The sequence below is a fragment of the Azospirillum sp. B2RO_4 genome (assembly GCF_051124815.1).
Classification (GTDB): domain Bacteria; phylum Pseudomonadota; class Alphaproteobacteria; order Azospirillales; family Azospirillaceae; genus Azospirillum.
Genome location: NZ_CP118487.1, coordinates 460,292 through 480,000, shown reverse-complemented (window position 1 = coordinate 480,000; position 19,709 = coordinate 460,292). Strand labels below are relative to the sequence as shown.

The 19,709-nt window shown below is 66.6% G+C and carries 16 protein-coding genes and 2 rRNA genes (1 of these 18 cut by a window edge); 13 read left to right on the top strand and 5 right to left on the bottom strand.

Translation table 11 applies throughout. The annotated features are described in order from the left end of the window. The 4 genes from PWS46_RS19695 to PWS46_RS19680 all read left to right on the top strand — a co-directional run. Positions 1–2,380 (top strand): 23S ribosomal RNA (locus tag PWS46_RS19695) (it extends 366 nt beyond the left edge of the window). Positions 2,381–2,524: 144 nt separating this feature from the next. Then, positions 2,525–2,640 (top strand): 5S ribosomal RNA (rrf, locus tag PWS46_RS19690). A gap of 215 nt (positions 2,641–2,855) precedes the next feature. Further along, positions 2,856–3,959, top strand: a complete 1,104-nt coding sequence (gene ada / locus PWS46_RS19685; RefSeq protein ID WP_434622215.1) for a bifunctional DNA-binding transcriptional regulator/O6-methylguanine-DNA methyltransferase Ada — start codon at positions 2,856–2,858, stop codon at positions 3,957–3,959. A 2-nt stretch (positions 3,960–3,961) separates the two neighbouring features. Next, positions 3,962–4,654 carry a 2OG-Fe(II) oxygenase gene (locus PWS46_RS19680; RefSeq protein ID WP_434623025.1) on the top strand — a complete coding sequence of 231 codons (693 nt, stop codon included), beginning with the start codon at positions 3,962–3,964 and terminating at the stop codon, positions 4,652–4,654. Positions 4,655–4,658: 4 nt separating this feature from the next. Here PWS46_RS19680 and PWS46_RS19675 read toward each other — a convergent pair whose 3' ends face one another. From PWS46_RS19675 to PWS46_RS19660, 4 genes are read right to left on the bottom strand one after another with little or no spacing between them, the layout of a single operon-like run. Continuing rightward, complete coding sequence (locus tag PWS46_RS19675; protein ID WP_434622213.1) at positions 4,659–5,477, bottom strand: ABC transporter permease; 819 nt, start codon at positions 5,475–5,477, stop codon at positions 4,659–4,661. Continuing rightward, positions 5,474–6,238, bottom strand: a complete 765-nt coding sequence (locus tag PWS46_RS19670; protein WP_434622211.1) for an ABC transporter ATP-binding protein — start codon at positions 6,236–6,238, stop codon at positions 5,474–5,476. The genes PWS46_RS19675 and PWS46_RS19670 overlap by 4 nt, the downstream gene beginning before the upstream one ends. A gap of 23 nt (positions 6,239–6,261) precedes the next feature. Next, the gene (locus PWS46_RS19665) at positions 6,262–7,239 is read right to left on the bottom strand and encodes a YVTN family beta-propeller repeat protein (RefSeq protein ID WP_434622209.1); all 978 of its coding nucleotides are present in this window, start codon (positions 7,237–7,239) and stop codon (positions 6,262–6,264) included. After that, entirely contained in the window at positions 7,236–8,468 is a 1,233-nt protein-coding gene (locus PWS46_RS19660) for an ABC transporter substrate-binding protein (protein WP_434622207.1), read from the bottom strand. The genes PWS46_RS19665 and PWS46_RS19660 overlap by 4 nt, the downstream gene beginning before the upstream one ends. 196 nt (positions 8,469–8,664) lie before the next feature. Here PWS46_RS19660 and PWS46_RS19655 point away from each other — a divergent pair, with 196 nt between their 5' ends. The 6 genes from PWS46_RS19655 (at position 8,665) to PWS46_RS19630 (ending at position 14,561) form a co-directional block, all read left to right on the top strand. Then, positions 8,665–9,543, top strand: coding sequence for a transporter substrate-binding domain-containing protein (locus PWS46_RS19655; protein ID WP_434622205.1), 879 nt, complete (start codon positions 8,665–8,667; stop codon positions 9,541–9,543). A gap of 38 nt (positions 9,544–9,581) precedes the next feature. Then, positions 9,582–10,448, top strand: coding sequence for a quinoprotein dehydrogenase-associated SoxYZ-like carrier (locus PWS46_RS19650; protein WP_434622203.1), 867 nt, complete (start codon positions 9,582–9,584; stop codon positions 10,446–10,448). Continuing rightward, the gene (locus PWS46_RS19645) at positions 10,445–11,410 is read left to right on the top strand and encodes a quinoprotein relay system zinc metallohydrolase 1 (protein ID WP_434622202.1); all 966 of its coding nucleotides are present in this window, start codon (positions 10,445–10,447) and stop codon (positions 11,408–11,410) included. Before PWS46_RS19650 ends, PWS46_RS19645 begins: the two co-directional genes overlap by 4 nt. Positions 11,411–11,650: 240 nt before the next feature. Continuing rightward, on the top strand, positions 11,651–13,414 hold the full coding sequence (locus PWS46_RS19640; protein WP_434622201.1) for a methanol/ethanol family PQQ-dependent dehydrogenase: 1,764 nt from the start codon (positions 11,651–11,653) through the stop codon (positions 13,412–13,414). A gap of 203 nt (positions 13,415–13,617) precedes the next feature. Then, positions 13,618–14,046 carry a cytochrome c-550 PedF gene (gene pedF, locus PWS46_RS19635; RefSeq protein ID WP_434622200.1) on the top strand — a complete coding sequence of 143 codons (429 nt, stop codon included), beginning with the start codon at positions 13,618–13,620 and terminating at the stop codon, positions 14,044–14,046. 56 nt (positions 14,047–14,102) lie between these two features. Further along, positions 14,103–14,561 (top strand): cache domain-containing protein, encoded by a 459-nt coding sequence (locus tag PWS46_RS19630; RefSeq protein ID WP_434622199.1) that lies wholly within the window; start codon positions 14,103–14,105, stop codon positions 14,559–14,561. A gap of 159 nt (positions 14,562–14,720) precedes the next feature. Here the strand turns inward: PWS46_RS19630 and PWS46_RS19625 are convergent, their stop codons facing one another. Further along, the gene (locus PWS46_RS19625; protein WP_434622198.1) at positions 14,721–16,517 is read right to left on the bottom strand and encodes a tetratricopeptide repeat protein; all 1,797 of its coding nucleotides are present in this window, start codon (positions 16,515–16,517) and stop codon (positions 14,721–14,723) included. 256 nt (positions 16,518–16,773) lie between these two features. On the opposite strand from PWS46_RS19625, the gene PWS46_RS19620 reads away from it, so the two are divergent. From PWS46_RS19620 to PWS46_RS19610, 3 genes are all read left to right on the top strand, one after another. Then, positions 16,774–17,736: a L,D-transpeptidase gene (locus PWS46_RS19620; protein ID WP_434622197.1), complete on the top strand. Its 963-nt coding sequence runs from the start codon at positions 16,774–16,776 to the stop codon at positions 17,734–17,736. 102 nt (positions 17,737–17,838) lie between these two features. Continuing rightward, entirely contained in the window at positions 17,839–18,708 is an 870-nt protein-coding gene (locus tag PWS46_RS19615) for a branched-chain amino acid ABC transporter permease (protein ID WP_109156151.1), read from the top strand. After that, the gene (locus tag PWS46_RS19610; protein ID WP_434622196.1) at positions 18,705–19,709 is read left to right on the top strand and encodes a branched-chain amino acid ABC transporter permease; all 1,005 of its coding nucleotides are present in this window, start codon (positions 18,705–18,707) and stop codon (positions 19,707–19,709) included. The genes PWS46_RS19615 and PWS46_RS19610 overlap by 4 nt, the downstream gene beginning before the upstream one ends.

Here is a 19,709-nt window from a genome sequence, read left to right as displayed (position 1 = left end):
CACGTGAAACCCTGTCTGAACATGGGGGGACCACCCTCCAAGCCTAAGTACTCCTCAGTGACCGATAGTGCACCAGTACCGTGAGGGAAAGGTGAAAAGCACCCCGACAAGGGGAGTGAAACAGTTCCTGAAACCGGATGCCTACAAGCAGTCGGAGCCTCTTCATGGGGTGACGGCGTACCTTTTGTATAATGGGTCAGCGACTTAGAGTATGCAGCGAGCTTAAGCCGGTAGGTGGAGGCGCAGCGAAAGCGAGTCTGAATAGGGCGACCGAGTTGCATGCTTTAGACCCGAAACCTGATGATCTAGCCATGGGCAGGTTGAAGGTGCGGTAACACGCACTGGAGGACCGAACTCACGCCTGTTGAAAAAGTCGGAGATGACCTGTGGCTAGGGGTGAAAGGCCAATCAAATCAGGAAATAGCTGGTTCTCCGCGAAAGCTATTTAGGTAGCGCGTCGGATATCACCTGCGGGGGTAGAGCACTGGATGGGCTAGGGGGGCGCGAGCCTTACCAAACCTAACCAAACTCCGAATACCGCAGAGTGCAGTCCGGCAGACAGACGGTGGGTGCTAAGGTCCATCGTCGAGAGGGAAACAGCCCAGACCGCCAGCTAAGGTCCCCAAATCACGGCTAAGTGGGAAAGGATGTGGGAAGGCCATGACAACCAGGAGGTTGGCTTAGAAGCAGCCATCCTTTAAAGAAAGCGTAATAGCTCACTGGTCTAGTTAAGCCGGCCTGCGCCGAAAATGTATCGGGGCTCAAGCCGTGTACCGAAGCTGCGGATGCGATCTTATGATCGCGTGGTAGCGGAGCGTTCCGTAAGCCTGCGAAGGGTGTCCGTGAGGCCGCCTGGAGGTATCGGAAGTGAGAATGCTGACATGAGTAGCGACAAACAGTGTGAGAAACACTGTCGCCGAAAGTCCAAGGGTTCCTGCGCAAGGTTAATCCACGCAGGGTGAGCCGGCCCCTAAGGCGAGGCCGAAAGGCGTAGTCGATGGGAACCACGTTAATAATCGTGGGCCTGGCGGAGGTGACGGATCGGAAAGCGTGTATGTCCTTATCGGATTGGACATGCTGTGGACCGGTTCCAGGAAATAGCCCCGCCGTATAGACCGTACCCCAAACCGACACAGGTGGACTGGTAGAGTATACCCAGGCGCTTGAGAGAATGGTGTTGAAGGAACTCGGCAAATTGCCCTCGTAACTTCGGAAGAAGAGGGCCCCGTTTGGACGCAAGTCCAGGCGGGGGGCACAGACCAGGGGGTAGCGACTGTTTACTAAAAACACAGGGCTCTGCGAAGCCACACAAGGCGACGTATAGGGTCTGACGCCTGCCCGGTGCCGGAAGGTTAAGAGGAGAGGTGCAAGCCTTGAATTGAAGCCCCGGTAAACGGCGGCCGTAACTATAACGGTCCTAAGGTAGCGAAATTCCTTGTCGGGTAAGTTCCGACCTGCACGAATGGCGTAACGACTTCCCCGCTGTCTCCAACACCAACTCAGCGAAATTGAACTCTCCGTGAAGATGCGGAGTTCCCGCGGTCAGACGGAAAGACCCCGTGCACCTTTACTACAGCTTTGCAGTGGTGCTAGGGACTTCATGTGTAGGATAGGTGGGAGGCTTGGAAGCATGGGCGCCAGCTCGTGTGGAGCCATCCTTGAAATACCACCCTTGAAGTCTCTGGCATCTAACCGTGGCCCGTGATCCGGGTCCGGGACCCTGCATGGCGGGTAGTTTGACTGGGGCGGTCGCCTCCCAAAGTGTAACGGAGGCGCGCGATGGTGGGCTCAGAGCGGTCGGAAATCGCTCGTCGAGTGCAATGGCATAAGCCCGCCTGACTGCAAGACTGACAAGTCGAGCAGAGACGAAAGTCGGCCATAGTGATCCGGTGGCTCCACGTGGACGGGCCATCGCTCAACGGATAAAAGGTACGCCGGGGATAACAGGCTGATGACTCCCAAGAGTCCATATCGACGGAGTCGTTTGGCACCTCGATGTCGGCTCATCACATCCTGGGGCTGGAGCAGGTCCCAAGGGTTCGGCTGTTCGCCGATTAAAGTGGTACGTGAGCTGGGTTTAGAACGTCGTGAGACAGTTCGGTCCCTATCTGCCGTGGGTGTCGGAGTTTTGCGAGGATCTGTCCCTAGTACGAGAGGACCGGGATGGACATACCTCTGGTGCACCGGTTGTCACGCCAGTGGCATGGCCGGGTAGCTAAGTATGGACGGGATAACCGCTGAAAGCATCTAAGCGGGAAACCCACCTCTAAACCAGAGCTCCCTTGAGAGCCGTGACAGACCATCACGTCGATAGGAGGCATGTGGACGGGCAGCAATGTCTGAAGCTAAGCCTTACTAATCGCTCGATCGGCTTGATCTCGACCCCACTAACCGCGCCATGCGCAGCAGCAAGCCTGCTCAAAACAGCAGCCTTGACAGCACGCACCGCAGTTCGATACATCCTCCCTCACTTGCACTGAACAAGCGAAGCTTTCGGATAAGCGTCGGTCTTGAGCCTTGGTGACCTGGTGGTCATGGCGAGGTGTCAAACACCCGATCCCATCCCGAACTCGGCCGTGAAAAGCCTCCGCGCCAATGGTACTGCGTCTTAAGACGTGGGAGAGTAGGTCGCCGCCAGGTCACTCAGGCTCAAGAGACGCTAATCCATAAGCTCAAGCTTGCATTTTCATCAATTCAGAAACGCCCCGGCTCCAACGAGCCGGGGCGTTTCGGCATTCGGGCCTCATCGCAGCAATTCGAAAGCAAGCGGCGGAGTGTGCCGACCCGCCTGACAGCTCACATTGCTCCCTCATCTCGCCACCGAGCCTGTAAGCTTCATGCAGGGAGAGGGACACATGACCGTTGCACCCGACACGACCATCTTCGCAGCAGGCATCTCCGCAGCGGCCAACTCCGAAATGGATCGCTGGGAAGCGTTGCGCCGCCGCGACCCTGCTGCCGACGGACGCTTCGTTTATGCGGTTCGCAGCACCGGGGTCTATTGCCGGCCGAGCTGCGCCGCGCGCCCAGCCCGTCCCGAGAATGTCGTGTTCTATGCCAGCAATGCCGAGGCGGAGCAGGCGGGGTTCCGACCCTGCAAACGCTGCCGGCCGGATGGGCCGAGCCAGAACGACCGCCGGGCCGAGGCCGTGGCACGCGCCTGCCGCCTGATCGAGGAGGCGGAGGAGGCGCCTTGCCTGGAGGAACTTGCAAATGCGGCGGGGATGAGCCCGCATCACTTCCACCGCATCTTCAAACAGGTGACCGGCGTCACCCCGCGTGCCTATGTCCAGGCCAACCGCGCCGCCCGCGTTGCCGGCGCTTTGCAGCAGGCCGGCAGCGTGACCGAAGCGATCTATGAGGCCGGCTATGGTTCATCCGGACGCTTCTACGAGACTGCGGGGGCACGGCTGGGGATGACGCCGACCAGCTATCGCAAGGGCGCGGCGGGAGAGACGATCCGTTTGGCGGTCGGGGTCTGCTCGCTCGGTTCGATCCTGGTGGCGGCGACGGAGCGTGGGGTGTGCGCGATCCTGCTGGGCGACGATCCCGACTTGCTGCTTCGCGATCTGCAGGACCGCTTTCCCAAAGCGGAGTTGATCGGCGGTGATGCGGCATTCGAGGCGACCGTGGCGCGGGTGGTGGGGTTTGTCGAGGCACCGGGGACGGGGCTCGACCTGCCGTTGGACATCGGCGGGACCGCCTTTCAGCAACGGGTGTGGCAGGCATTGCGTGCCATCCCGGCCGGACGAACCGTCAGCTATGCCGATATTGCCGGCGCCATCGGCGAGCCGGCGGCCGTGCGGGCGGTAGCGCGGGCTTGTGGCGCCAACCCGATCGCCGTGGCGATCCCCTGCCATAGGGTGGTGCGGTCCGATGGCGCCCTGTCCGGCTATCGCTGGGGTGTGGAGCGCAAACGGGACCTGCTGGACCGCGAGCGCAAGGAGGCGGCGCAGTGAGGATGCCGGAGACGCTGGACTGGACGCGCATCGAAGCGGAACTGGATTCGGTCGGGCATGCGGTCGCGGGGCCGCTGCTGGATGGCGAGGCCTGCAACGCGTTGGCGGGACTCTATGAGCAGGACACCCCGTTCCGCAGCCGGGTGGTGATGGAGCGGCACGGCTTCGGCAAAGGGGAATACAAGTACTTTACCCATCCATTGCCGGAGCCGATCACCGCATTGCGCGCACCGCTCTACCGCCGGCTGACGCCGGTCGCCAATCGCTGGGCGGCGGCGATGGGGCTCGACACCCGCTATCCGGCGGATCATGCGGAGTTCCTGGAGCGCTGCCATGCGGCAGGTCAGACGCGACCGACGCCGCTGCTGCTGAAATACGGTCCCGGCGACTATAATTGCCTGCATCAGGACCTGTATGGCGAGACGGTGTTCCCGTTGCAGGTCGCCATCCTGCTGTCGGCGCCGGGATCGGACTTCACCGGCGGCGAATTCGTCCTGACCGAGCAGCGGCCGCGCATGCAGTCGCGGGCCACCGTCGTGCCGCTGGGGCTGGGGGAGGCAGTGATCTTCGCAGTGGATCAGCGTCCGGTGCAGGGGACTCGCGGAACCTACCGAGTCCGCCACCGCCACGGCGTCAGCCCGGTGCGCTCGGGCGCGCGCCACACGCTGGGCATCATCTTCCACGACGCGGCGTGAGGCGTCATCCCGCCGCCGACGGCGCCCGCGATCCCATGCCGCGCGCGGGGGAGTAGCCGCGCACCGCCAAAGCCGCGAACAGCAGTGTGGCGCCGGTGACGACCGCCAGCGACAGCCCATCGATCCGGCCGTAGAGCGCGAAGCGGATCAATTCCACCCCGTGGGTGAAGGGATTGAGATTGCAAAGCCACCACAGCAACTGGCCGGCCTCCTCCATGCGATAGAGCGGATAGAGGGCGGAGGACAGGAAGAAGAGGGGGAAGACCACGAAGTTCATCACCCCGGCGAAATTCTCCAACTGGCGGATGGTGGATGCCAGGACCATGCCGAGCGCCCCCAGCATCAGCCCGTTCAGCAGCAGGGCCGGCAGCACGGTCAGCGGCGCCCAGACCGGAAGGTCGATGCCGTAGAGCCGGACGATCAGCAGGAAGGCCGCCACCTGGAGAACCGACACCACCACCCCGCCCAGCAGTCGTGCCAGCAGCAGGAAGGCGCGGGGCAGCGGGCTGGTCAGCAGGATGCGCATGCTGCCCATCTCGCGGTCATAGACCATCGACAGCGAGCCCTGCATGCCGTTGAACAGCTGTATCATGCCGATCAGCCCCGGCACGATGTAGACCTCGTAGGGGATGTAAGTCTCGTAAGGCGGGATGATGGCGATGCCGAGCGCGGCCCGGAACCCTGCCGCGAAGACGAACAGCCACACCAGCGGTCGGACCAGCGCGCCGAGGAAGCGTTCGCGCTGATGCACGAAGCGCAGCACCTCGCGCGAGACGATGCCCTGGAAGGCGATCCACCATCCCTTGAATTGCCGGCCGATCATGCTGCGGCCTCCACCTCGGCGGTGGGCCTGGCGGCGGTCAGCCGGTCGAAGCTCTCCGCCACGGTGGCGCAGCCGGTCTCTTCATTCACCGCGGCGACCGGCCCATTGGCGCGAACCCGGCCGCGGTGCAGGACCACCACATGGTCGGTGACGGGGTCGATCTCGTCGATCAGATGGGTGGCCCACAGCACGGCGATGCCGTCCTCCGCGCACAGGGCGTGGACGTGCCGGATGAGGGTGCGGCGGGCGGGGATGTCCAGCCCGACCGTCGGCTCGTCCAGCAGCAGCAGGGTGGGGCGGTGCAGCAGGGCGCGGGCGATCTCCACCCGCCGGCGGTGGCCACCATTCAATGCGCGGACTTTCTCCCCGCGCCGTTCGAACAGGGACAGACGGGTGAGTTCCGCCTCGATCCGCCGGTCGGCCTCGCGCCGGCCGATGCCGTGCAGGGCCGCGAAATAGCGGAGATTCTGCACCACCGTCAGGTCGAGGTCGAGGGTCGGTTGCTGGAACACCACGCCGAGATGGGCCAGCGCGTCGCCCGGTGCCTGCGCGATGTCGTGGCCGTGGATGCGCACCCTTCCGGCGGTCGGCCGCAGCAGGCCGGTGGCGAGCGCGAACAGCGTGCTCTTGCCTGCGCCGTTGGGGCCGAGCAGGCAGGTGAAGGCGCCGGGCATCACGCGGAAGCCGACATCCTCCAGCGCGAAGCGGTTTCCGCCATAGCTGTGGCGCAGTCCATCGACCTCCAGTGCCGGCACCGTCATTCCACCGTTCCTTTCCGCATCAATCAGCCCTTGACCGCCACGCCCCAGGGATAGCGGCCGACCTTGACCGACTTGGTCACCTTCAGGGCGTCGACGTCGATCACCGACACGTCGCCGCTGACCCCGTTGGTGGTGTAGAGCGTCTTCTGGTCGGGCGTCAGCGCCAGTTGCCAGACGCGGCGGCCGACCAGCAGGTAATCCTTCACCTCGAAGGTCTTGGCGTCCACCACCGCGACGTGGTTGGCCGGCCCGAGCGCGACGAAGGCATAGCGGCCGTCGTCGGTCAGCTTGACGCCCACCGGCTGGATGCGGTCCTTGGCGATGCCCTTGATGTGGAAATCGACGACCTTCGTGACCTTGCGGGTGCCGGTGTCGATGACGCTGACGGTGCCGCCGATCTCCGACGATACCCACAGCTGCGAGCCGTCCTTGGTGAACTGGGCGTAGCGCGGGCGGGGGCCGACCAGCGTGTTGTCGACCACCTGCCGCTTTTCCATGTCGATCCAGTGGACCATGCTGGTCGTCTCGGACGTGTTGACGCCCCAGCGGCCGTCGGGGCTGACGTCCATTCCCTCCGGCTCCACCCCGACATCGACCTGGAAGGCGACCTTGCGCGAGGGCACGTCGACCACAGTGACGATGTTGCTGTCCTCGTTGGCGATGATCAGGCTCTTGCCGTCGGGGCTGAGGGCGAATTGTTCGGGGTCCTCGCCCGACGGCAGGTTGTGGACGATCTTCCTGCTGGCGAGGTCGAGGACCTGCACCGCGTGGTCGTCGCTGGCGCAGATGAACAGCTGGCTGCCGTCCTTCGACAAGGTGATGCCGCGCGGGCGCTTGCCGACCTTGATCGTGTCGGTGACGGCCATGGTCTTGCCGTCGATCACCGACAGGGTGTTGTCCTTCTCGTTCGACACATAGATGGTCTGGGCCGAGGCGGCCGACGCCAGCAGGGCGGTGGCCAGGGCGGCTAAGGAGATGCCGGTGAAGCGGGCGGCGGTCATGGCGTGGTCTTTCCTCGCGTCTTGCAGAGCGTTTCCGGTTGGTCGTAGCCCAGGCTGTCCAGTTCGGTGCGCGGGTGCAGGAAGCCCTCCTGCGGCGACACCGACACCACCGACCGATCGGTCGCGAGCAGCACCGGCTGGCGCAACTGCCCGTCCCAGGGCCGCAGGCTGAGCGGTGCGCCGCGGAAGGCCGACATGGTGAAGTCGGGCGACTGGATGAAGGCGATCAGGCGGTCGGGATCGGCGGAGCGGGTGCGGGCGGCGGCCTCGCCCACCACGCGGACGGCGGTCCAGTCATTGTGGTCGCGCGCGGTCATCGGGCGCTTGGCCGCGGCCTTGAAGCGGGATTGCAGCTGTGCCGCGCCCCATTGTTCGTGGGTGCGGTGCCAGACGGTGGGGACCAGCCCCTGGGTGCCGGCGACCGGGCGCGGATCGGCGGTGCGGTAGGACAGGTAGTCGCCGAACTCCCCGACCTCGTCGGCGACGATCAGCACGTCGTAGGCCCTGGTCTGGGTAAAGACCGGGATTTCGGATTCGGCGGTGCGGTTGACATCGCTTTCGGCGGTCCATTCCTTTTCCGCCACGATCTGGGCGCCGAAGCGCTTGGCGGTGCGACGGATCGCGTCGGCGTACAGCTTGTCCTCCGGCCGGCGGCCGGTGACCAGGAACCAGCGCGGCCAGCGCTTCTTCACCAGATATTGGCCGAGCGCGTCGGCCAGCATCGCCCGGCTGGGGGCCACATGGACGAGGTTCGCGGCGCAGGCGCTGCCGCGCAGGGCATCGTCGGGCGCGTTGGCGTTCAGCAGCAGCAGGTTGCGGGCCTCCGGCAGCTTCGACAGGGCCTCCACCGTGGCGCCGGGGGCATCGACGATGACGAAGCGGTCGCCGCGGCCGGCCAGCTCGCGCAAGGCTGCGGCGGCATCGCCGTCCGGCGGCACCTCCACGCTGTCGAGCAGGAAGGCCTGCTTGAGGAACTTGCCGGTCGTGTTGTTGTCGGCGATGGCCAGCGTCGCGCCGGCAAGCCCGTCGTCGGCCGCCGGTTCGTCGGGATTGGAGACCGAGGGCGGCGGTTCCGGCGTCTGCGACAGCAGGCCGATGCGGATCTCGGCGATGGAGTCGGCACCGACGGTCTGGGCACCGGCGCCGGGTGCTCCGGCCAGCAGGATTGCGGCGAGGGCGGCCAGCGAGACGCCGTGGAGAAGTCCGGGCAGGCGGGGCTTGGTCATCATATCCGTCGGAATGCCAACTGTTTGGTGTGCAGCCTATCGGGCGAATCGGGACGGCGGAATGCGACTATGGAAGGATGGACAGGCAACGGCAGGGGCGGGACTGCGTCTTGTACGAAAGTCCAATTATTGGCGTGACGGAGCGATGGCTATCCTGGCCGCCCGTTCCATGATGAAACCACCACTGCCGGAACCCGCCATGGCGTATGTGACCCGCCGCCGATTCCTGTCCGGACTTGCCGCAAGCTGCGCGTCTGCCGGAATCGCGTCCGCATTCGGCGTTCCGCGGAGCGCCGTCGCCCGGCCGCTGGACGAGGTGATGGAGCGCGGCCGGCTGCGGGTGGCGGTCTATCGCGATTTTCCACCTTTCTCTTTCCAGCGCGACGGCAAGCTGGTGGGCATCGACGTCGATCTGGCCAGGGCGATCGCGGAAAAGCTGGGCGTCAAGGCCGACATCTACGAGCAGATCCCCGGCGAGACGGTGTCGGACGATCTGCGGGTGGCGGTCTGGCGCGGCAGCCTGTTCGGCGGCGAATTGGCCGACATCATGATGCACATCCCCTATGACAAGCAGTTCGGGCTGATGAATCCGGAAGCGGTGCTGTTCGGCCCCTATCATCACGAGGTGTTCGCGCTCGCCCGCGATCCGCAGCGGGTGCGCTCCGCCGTGCTGGCGACCCTGCCGGACGAACCGATCGCGGTGGAGATCGACAGCGTTCCCGACTTCTTCCTTCTGGGCCTTCAGGGCGGCCGGCTGCGCAGCCGCATCATCCATTGCCCGACGCCCGAGGCCGCCATCGAGAAGCTGACCTCCGGCGAGGCGGCGGCGGTGCTGGCGCCGCTGAGCCAGGTGCAGGCGGCGCTGGGTGCGCGGGCCGAGCAATTCCCGGTCACCACGGTGAGCCTGCCGGGCATGATGACCTCCAACTGGAACATCGGCATGGCAACCAAGGAGAACTCCCGAGACCTCGCCTACAGCATCGGCGACGCGGTGACGGCGCTGACCGAGGACGGGACCATGGGCAGGATCTTCGCCGCCTATGGCGCCACCCACACGCCACCGCCGCTGGTGGAGTGAACGGGACGGAAGGAACTCGGCCGGTCGGGAGGAGATGGATGGGACACGCCCTTTACCAAGCAGGACTTGCCGGCGCGATGATCGTCGTCGCGGGCACCGCGTTCGCCGCGAACTCTCCGTCCGACCCGCTGAACTCAGTGATGTGGGAGGCGCTGCGCGACCAGTATTTCGCCGGCGCGCCGGTCGTGTTCGACGATGCCGTCAGGGTCAACGCCCCGGCGGCGGCCGAGGATACGCGCACGGTGCCGGTTTCGGTCGACGCCACGGCGCTGAACCAAGTGGTGGAGATGGTGGCGATCGCCGACCTCAACCCCTTCCCGCTGGTGCTGCGCTATCACCCCGGCACCGCCGCGCCCTACATCGCCACCCGCATCAAGATTCAGCAGGCCACCGCCGTGCGCGGTGCGGCACGGACCGCCGATGGGGTGTGGCATGTCTCCGGCGTGATGGTGGATGCGGCGGGCGGTGGCTGCAGCGCGCCGCCGACGTCCTATGCCCAGAAGGATTGGGCCGACCATGTCGGCGAGGTGCAGGCCCGGCTGTGGCCGGCGGACACCGATGGGGTGGCGCGGCTGCGGCTGCGCATCCGCCACCCGAATGACACCGGTCTGGTCGACGGCATCCCCGCCTATTTCGTCGAGACCCTGCGGGTCGAGGCGCAGACTCCCGGCGGTTCGGCCGAACTGGCGAAGATCGACAGTCTGGAGCCGGTGTCGGAGAATCCGGTCTATTCGCTGGACGTGCGTCCGCCGCCGGACGCCACGGCGCTGGTGCTGCGCGGCCGGGACAACCAGGGCGGCGAGATTCGCGCGACGATCCCGATGCCGCCGCCCGGCGCCCGCCCCGCGATGAGACCGGCGATGTCCTTGAAGCCGGCTGAGCAGCCCTGGAGTGTCGGGCAATGAGCATGCCGCTTCTGCGCCGGTTGGCGCTGACCACCGCCTTTGCCGCCGCACTGATGGCCGGTGCGGCGACGGGCTCGGCGCGGGCGGCCGGGCCGCTGACCTATGATCTGAAGCCGACGCGCATCGCCCCCGACACCTATGTCTTCGAAGGATCGACCAAGCATTTCACTCGCGCCAATGGCGGCAACATCCTGAATTCCGGCTTCATCGTCACAGCCGACGGGGTGATCGTCATCCAGACCGGCCCGTCCCGCCGCTATGGCGAGGAGATGCGCGCGGCCATCCGCAAGGTCACCGAAAAGCCGATCCGGAAGGTCTTCATCAGCAATCTGCATCCCGACTATTGGCTGGGGTCCCAGGCCTTCGCCGATGTGCCCATCGCCGCCCTGCCCGGCACCATCGCCGGCATTCAGGAGGAAGGGAGCGGCATCGCCGACAACATGTACCGGCTGGTCGGCGACTGGATGCGCGGCACCGAGGTGACGGTGCCGACGGAGCCGGTCTATGGCTCGACCGTGAAGTTCGGCGACCACCGGCTGCGGCTGATCCCGCTGAGCGGCCACACCGCCGCCGACCTGATGATTATGGACGAGACGACGGGCGTGCTGTTCGCCGGCGGCGTGGTCTTCTGCGACCGCACGCCGACGACGCCGCACGCCACCGTCGCCGACTGGCTGAAGGAGCTGGATACGGTCGACGCGCTGGACATCCGGCTGCTGGTGCCCAACCACGGGCACATCCGGTCCGACAAGTCCTGCGTCGCCCAGACGCGCGACTGGCTGACCTGGCTGGACGGCACGCTGCGTCATGCGGTGGACTCCGGACTCGACATGGCGGAAGCGTTGGAACTGCCGATCCCTGCGCGGTTCGAAGTGCTCGACGTGCTTCGCGAAGAGTATCGCCGCTCCGTCGCCCATCTCTGGCCGAAGATCGAACAGGCTGCTCTGCCGCGGGTCAATTAAAGCGCGGGGGGTGAAGCGCGGCCGGCTGACGTTTACGCCTGCTACTATCCGACAATTTATCCAACCGATCATCCGTCTACACTGCCGATATCGTAAAGCGACGCGGTCTCTTCGGCCGTCAAAAGCTTAAAAAGCCGCCCCCGATCCCGCTTTCGCCCGCCGGACCCGCCCGTCCGGCGGCAACGGACGGGTCATGCCCCGGGCGGTGCCGTCTTAATCAGTTTTGGGAGGCAACCGCATATGAAGCGCCTGGTTACAAGTCTCGCCCTGGCAGCCTCGCTGACCGCGTTCAGCGCCACCGGCGTCCTGGCCGCCGACGCTGCCGGCCCGTCCAGCGACGATCTGCTGAAGAGCGCCACCAACACCGAAGCGGTCCTGACCTATGGCATGGGGCCGCAGGCCCAGCGCTTCAGCCCGCTGACCGAGCTGAATGCCGACACCGTGAAGAAGCTGGTACCGGTCTGGTCCTTCTCCTTCGGCGGTGAAAAGCAGCGCGGGCAGGAAGCCCAGCCCATCGTTTATGACGGCACCATCTACGTCACCGGTTCCTACTCCCGCCTCTATGCGGTCGATGCCCGCACCGGCCACAAGAAGTGGGAATACAACCACCGCCTGCCCGATGGCATCATGCCCTGCTGCGACGTGGTCAACCGCGGCGCGGCGATCTACAAGGACAAGATCTATTTCGCCACGCTGGACGCCCGCCTCGTCGCGCTGAACCGCGAGACCGGCAAGGTGGTGTGGAACAAGAAGCTGGCGGAATACAAGGACGGCTATTCCAACACTGCCGCCCCGCTGATCGTCGACGGCAAGATCATCACCGGCAATTCCGGCGGCGAGTTCGGCGTGATCGGCATGGTCGAGGCCCGCGATGCCGAAACGGGCGAGCTGGTGTGGCAGCGCCCGACCATCGAAGGCAACATGGGCAAGCTGAACGGCAAGGATTCGACCGTCACCGGCAAGACCAACGCCAGCTGGCCCGGCGACATGTACAAGACCGGCGGCGGCGCCACCTGGCTGGGCGGCACCTACGATCCGGAGACCAAGACGCTGTTCTTCGGCACCGGCAACCCGGCGCCCTGGAACTCGCATCTGCGTCCCGGAGACAACCTCTATACCTCGTCCACGCTGGCCATCAATCCGGACAACGGCGAGATCAAGTGGCATTACCAGACCACGCCGCATGACGGCTGGGACTTCGATGGCGTCAACGAGTTCGTGTCCTTCGACCTGAAGAAGGACGGCAAGGTCATCAAGGCCGGCGGCAAGGCCGACCGCAACGGCTTCTTCTACGTCATCGACCGCACCAACGGTAAGCTGATCAACGCCTCGCCCTTCGTCACCAAGATCACCTGGGCCAAGGGCATCGACATCGAGACCGGCCGTCCGATCTACAACGACGACAACCGGCCCGGCGCGCCGGCCACCGGCGAGGAGCATGACGCCAAGGGCAAATCGGTCTTCGCGGCTCCCGCCTTCCTGGGCGCCAAGAACTGGATGCCGATGGCCTACAACCCGCAGACCGAGCTGTTCTATGTCCCGGCCAACGAATGGGGCATGGACATCTGGAACGAGCCGATCACCTACAAGAAGGGTGCCGCCTATCTCGGCGCCGGCTTCACGATCAAGCCGCTGTATGACGATTACATCGGTGCGCTGCGCGCCGTCGATCCGAAGACCGGCAAGATCGTCTGGGAATACAAGAACCCGGCCCCGCTGTGGGGCGGCGTCCTGACCACCGCCGGCAATCTGGTCTTCACCGGCACGCCCGAAGGCTATCTGAAGGCTTTCGACGCCAAGTCCGGCAAGGAGGTCTGGAAGTTCCAGACCGGTTCCGGCGTGGTCGGCAGCCCGGTCACCTGGAAGATGGACGGCGAGCAGTATGTCGCCGTCGTCTCCGGCTGGGGCGGTGCGGTGCCGCTGTGGGGCGGCGACGTCGCCAAGCTGGTGAAGGACATCACGCAGGGCGGCTCGCTCTGGGTCTTCAAGCTGCCGAAGGCCTGACATCAGGCGCGGCCAAGCGGGATGGGGCGGGCCGGAGCAATCCGGTCCGCCCATTTCCGTGTCTGTTCTTATTTGGACGTTTCGTCTTCTTTTCAGCGATGTCCTACCATAGTCCAATTATTCGCGGGTCCCACTGCTGATAACGTCTGCTCATGCGAAGCAAAGGCCGCAGGGCGGCTAGAAACAGAGGGAACGTCTTTCTCATGAATGCACGGATTATTCGACTTGCCGCCGCCGTTGGTCTGATCGGTTCCGTCGCTCTCCCCGGTCTGGTCTATGCCCATGGCGATGTCGTTCCCCAGCCGGTCGACACCACCGGTCTGGAGAAGCTGGGCGAGGCCTGGCGGGACAGCAATCCCTACCGCGGCAACGAGCGCGCCATCGAGATCGGCGCGTCGGCCTTCAACCAGAACTGCGCGCGCTGCCACGGCCTGGGTGCAGTGTCCGGCGGCATCGCTCCGGACCTGCGCTATCTGGAAAAGGGCGACGGCGGCGACGAGTGGTTCAAGGAGCGCGTCACCAACGGCTCGATCCGCAACGGCGTGACCTATATGCCCAAGTTCGGCGAGGCGCTGGGCCAGGAGGCTCTGTGGTCGATCCGCTCCTGGCTGGAAACCGTGCACGAGGAATGACCCCTGCCGGATCATTGGCTCTTCCCTTCCACGCTTCACATCCAAGGTGGTCATCCATGATTCGCAGAACCGCATCCCTGGTCGCCGTTGCGGCCGCCCTAATGGCCGCTCCCGCCTTCGCGGCCGATCACGCCACGCCGGAACAGGCCAAGTCGCTGGTCGCCGACGCCGTGGCCTACCTGAAGGCCAAGGGGCCGGATGAGGCAACCAAGGCCTTCCAGGACCCCAAGGGCAGCTTCCGCCGGGGTGAACTGTATGTCTTCGTCTTCGACACCGATGGCCGCTATGTGGCCTCCGGCGCCAACCCGAAGCTGGCCGGTACCGACGCCGCCAATCTGAAGGATGCGGAAGGCAAGCCCATCGTCCAGGCGATGATCACTGAAACCAAGGAAAAGCCGAACGCCGTCATCGACTATGTCTGGCTGAACCGCCAGACCAACAAGGTCGAGCACAAGCATTCCTACATCACCCGGGATGGCCGCTACATCGTCGGGGCGGGAACCTATGACCAGTGAACACCGACCGGTGACCGCGTGACGCGCCGTTCGCGGCCGATGCCCTGAACCCTGTTCTTCCTAAACTCTGCCGCCCGGCTTTCCCACGAAGCACCGTTTCGTGGGAAAGCCGGGCGGAACTGTTTTGGGGTACCGGCGGGGCGCCGCCTCGGAACAACGTCAGAACAGCCCCTGCGCCTCGCGCGCGTAGTCAAGCAGCTTCTCCACCGACCGCGCGCGGTCGGTCGTCTCGGCAAAGCGCGTCCGCGCAGCCTCCGCCGCCTGCGACCTTGCGGCCGGGTCCTGCCCGAGCGCCACGGCGCGCTCCAGAAAGGCCGCCTCGTCGGCGACGGTCATGGACGGCCCGACCACGCCGGCGACGTCGCCCCACGCATAGGTCACCACCGGCAGGCCATCGGCCAATGCGAATGCGGCGCTGCCGCCGCCGCCCTGGCGCGGCGGGTTGAGATAGGCCGTCGCCACGCCGTACAGGCCGCGAATGCCCTCGACATCGCCCAGCGCACGCATCCGCGCCGCGTTGCGGGTGGCGGCGATCCGGCCGGGCAGTTCCGAAACCGCGCCGGCGAAGGCGACCTGCCCATCCGGCACGCGGTCGAGAAGGCGGTCGAGCGTCTCCAGGAACTCCGGCCCGACCTCCTGGTCCAGGCGGTTGCCGACCACGACGTAAAGCGGCCCGTCCGGGGGCAGGCCGAACTCCGCACGGCTGCGTGCGGGACCGGCGGCGGGCAGGTTCCAGCCGAAGGAGAAGGGACGGAAACGCGTCCGCGCCTCCTCCGGCCAGCCGGCGGCACTGTCCTCCGGCGCATAACCCAGCAGGAGGGTGGCGAGCGAAGGCGCCAGGCCGCTGGAGGTCGGCAGGAACACAACCGGCCGGGTGCCGGCGAACAGGTCGGCCACGGTGTTGGACCCGCCGAAGGCGATGATCACGTCGGGATCGAACCGCTCCACCGCGTCGACGATGGCGGTCAACTTCTCCTCGTCGAAGCGCGGCTGTGGGAAGGACAGCATGCGGACGCTCGCGCCCTGGGCGGAGATGGTCTGCTCGCCGTCATATTCCTCGGTGACGTTGTAGCTGTATTCGGGGACGAAGCCGTTCTCCCCCTCCACCGCCATGGCGTTGGGGTTGACGATCAGCACCTCGCAGCCATGGTCGTTCTGCAGCCGGCGGGCGTAATCGAACGCATCGGCCGTGGGCTGGTGGCCTTCGCCCAGCATCTGGTTGGTGATCAGCGCCACCCGCTTCACCGCCGCGCGCGGAGATGCCCGGCGCAGGCGGGTGTCCAGGCCGTAGCGGCGCGCGGTCTCCTCCACCAGAAGCCGGTAGAAACGGCGGAACTCGCCATTGGTGAAGGCGCCGATGTCGCCCTTGCGCGCATCGCCCTGGAACAGCCGCATGGCGATGCCCCAATAGGCGTAATGCATCGAAGGCACGGAGAAGCGCAGGGGGTCTTCCAGCGCGGTGTTCACCAGATTGCGGTAATGGGCGATGTCGCCGCTGAGCAGGAACAGCAGGGACTGGCGCCGCATCACGTCGCCCATCGTGTAACGCGCATCGACCTCCGCGGCGGCGGCGGCGCGGGTGTCGTCGTCATAGCGGCGGATCAGGTTCGCGAGCGCGCCGACATTGCCCCAGCCTTCGCCTTCGTTGGTCAACAGAGTCAGGGCGCGGGCGAAGCTGAGCGCCGCCTCGCGCTGCCGGCCGGAGGCGTGCAGGGCGTGGCCCAGATTGGCGTGGAACAGGGGGGAGCCGTCGTCGCCGGCCACCGCCTGGGCGATTCGGTCGACCGCCTCCTCCGCCCGGCCGGATTGCAGGGCGATGACCCCAAGCAGATGGAGGGCGTCCGGATGGCCGGGCGAAGCGTCCAGCACGTCGCGGTACAGCCGTTCGGCCTCCGCGGTGCGGCCGGCGCGGTGGTGTTCCGTCGCGACGGCCAACGTCTGCTCGATCTGGTCCATGATGCACGTCCTTGCTGTCGGGGCGGCCCCCATCCCCCGGAGACCGTCGTCCCATGCTGTTTACTCTGTTTTAGGGGACACGCGATCAACTTTCCGCATGCGTAGACCTACGACCATTCGGGGAGGCCGCGGCCGCGGCGTCATCCCCCGACCGACAACAGCCGTTGCGGGCATCCTGGCACGGTGTCTTTTCTGGGGCCTGCTCGCCATCGCCGGGGCCACGGCGTGCTCAACCGGGGCTGCCGCGTCCACGCCAGTGGAGGGGACGGCCGGGGACGCCTCCGGCGCGCCGTCGATCGCCATCAGCCTTGCCGACCGCCGGCTGTATCTGACAGGGGCCGGCGGCGAAGTCCGCAGCTTTCCGGTCGCCATCGGCCGTCCCGGCGTACCGATCCCCGTCGGCGACAGCACCATCCTGCGCAAGCGCCGCAACCCGACCTGGCGGCCGACGGCACACCAGCGGCGCGACAAGCCGTCGCTGCCGCGTGCGGTGCCGCCGGGGCCGAACAACCCGTTGGGCAAGTTCGCGCTCGACCTCGGCTGGCCCGCCATCGCCATCCATGGCACCAACGAGCCGGACTCGGTGGGCAGGCGGGCCAGCGGCGGCTGCTTCCGCATGCTGCCCGCGGACATCGAAACGGTCTTCGCGGCGGCGGAGGTCGGCACGCCGGTGCGGGTGGTGCGGGACTCGCTGGGCGGGAGCATGCCGGAACGGCCGGCGCCCCCGACGGTGAGGACGCTGCAGGCTGCGGTCAGGGCTGCGCCGCCGCCCGCAACGCGCCCGCAGCCGGAGGCCGCCGTGCCTGCCTCCACCGCGCCCGCTGTGCCTGCCGTGCAACCGCCGCCGGAGCCGCCGCCCGCGCCGGTCGCCGATCCGCGCTGCGCCACGGTGACGGCGCCGTTGCGGCGGCTGATCTGCGACGTCCCCGTGCTCGCCCTGCTCGACGGCCGCGCCCGTGGGGTGCAGGAGTGGTTCCTGGCCGGCATCGCCGATCCGGCGGCCCGCGCCACGGCGTCCTACGACCTGATCCAGGACGAGCGCCGCTTCCACGAGCGGGTTGCCGCGCTGTGCTGGATTCGCGCCGGGACGGAGGGCGACCCGGCGGTGGCCGCGGCGGCGCAATCCTGCCTGACCACGGCTTTGGAGCGCCGGCTGGCCGATGTGGCGGACCGGATCGCCGGCCTGCGGCGCGGGACGCGGCTGGCCGGACAGCCATAGCCGGAAAGGCCGAATAGCATGGTCCGCGGTCGTTCTGGCTTGCCTGCATGCCCCTTGGACTGCTAACCCGCAGAACCTAACCGTTCGGACAATCCGCCGCCCATGCCGATCGACTATTATTTGAACATCGCGGCCTCCGGCCTGCTGACCGGCCTGGTCTATGGGCTGGCGGCGCTCGGCCTGTCGGTCATCTTCGGCGTTGTGCGCGTCGTCAACTTCGCCCATGGCGAGATGATGGTGGCGGGCATGTACGGCGCCGTGCTGCTGGGCGGCTGGCTCGGGCTGGACCCGCTGCTGTCCGCGCCGATCATGGCGGCGCTGTTGTTCGTCTGCGGCTGGCTTCTGCAGCGCGGGCTGGTGAACAAGTTCGTCGAGCGGCCGGAGCACATGCAGTTCATCCTGCTGCTGGGCGTCGCCACCATCCTGGTCAATGCCATGCTGATGCTGTTCGGCCCCGACGCCCGCAATGTCCAGGTGCCCTACAGCTTCGACACGGTGGAGATCGGGCCGATGCTGCTGGACGCCGTGCGGCTGCGCGCCGGGGCGGCGGCCATCGTGGTGGCGGCGGCGCTGTTCGCCTTCTTCCGCTTCAGCCGGACCGGCAAGGCGATCCGCGCCTGCGCCGACAACCCGCTGGGCGCCCGCGTGGTCGGGCTGAACATCGACGGCCTCTATGCGCTGACCTTCGGCATCGGCGCAGCCGTGGTCGGGGTGGCCGGCGCGCTGATGACCCTGCTGGTCGATGCCCGGCCGCAGCTGGCGCCGGAATACACGCTGCTCAGCTTCATCATCGTCATCGTCGGCGGTCTGGGCAGCCTGCCCGGCGCGCTGCTGGGCGGCGTGCTGATCGGCATGTCGGAGGCGCTGGCCGGCTTCCTGCTGACGCCGTCCCTGAAATCCCTGTTCAGCTACGGGGTGCTGATCGTGGTTCTGCTGCTGCGCCCGCAAGGGCTGTTGGGGAAACGGTCATGAGCGGCTTTGCAGTGGTTACCGGGCGCGGGATGGTGCTGCTGGTGCTGGCGGCGCTGGGGCTGGCGGTGGCGCCCTTCGTCGCCGACCGCTATCTGGTGTCGGTGCTGACCACGGTGCTGTGGTTCGCCTATGTCGGGCAGGCCTGGAACGTGATGATGGGCTTTTCCGGCCTGCTGTCGCTGGGCCACGCGCTGTATGTCGGCCTGGGCGCCTATGTCAGCGCCGCGCTGTTCGTCCATTTCGGCATCGGCCCCTGGGCCGGCATGGTGCTGGCGATGCTGGTGGCGGTGGCCGCCGGCTGCATCATCGGCTTCCTGGGCTTCCGCTTCGGGGTCAAGGGCGTGCATTTCGCCCTGCTGACCATCGCCTTCGCCGAGGTGGCGCGCATCGGCTTCGACCACATCACCTGGGTCGGCGGCTCCGGCGGCTTCTTCCTGCCGGTGGAGGCGGGGGCGAGCGATCCGCTGAACCTGCGCGGCTCGCCCATGCTGTTCTATTACGTGGCGCTGGGGCTGGTCGTCGCGGCGCTGCTGCTGTCGCGGGTGCTGCTGCACAGCCGGCTGGGCTACCAGTGGCTGGCGGTGCGCGAGGAGCCGGACGCGGCGGAGGCGTCGGGCGTCGACCTGTTCCGCGCCCGCATGACGGCGGTGGCGGTGTCGTCCGCCCTGACCGCGCTGGGCGGGGTGTTCCAGGCCTTCTATTTCAACAATCTGTTCCCGGAGCAGGTCTTCTCCATGGGCCGCTCCATCGAGATCATCCTGCCGGCCATCGTCGGCGGCATCGGCACGCTGGTCGGCCCGATCCTGGGCGCCTTCATCCTGACCCCGCTGGGCGAGGCGCTGACCTTCCTGATCGAGGCCGGCGGGCTGGATTTGCCCGGCCTGAAGCAACTGTTCTATGGTGCTGCGCTGGTGGCGATCGTCGTGTTCCGGCCGGAGGGCGTCTGGCCCTGGCTGGCCCGCCGCCTGCGTCTTGTCCGCCAGCCGGGGGAGGGCGCCTGA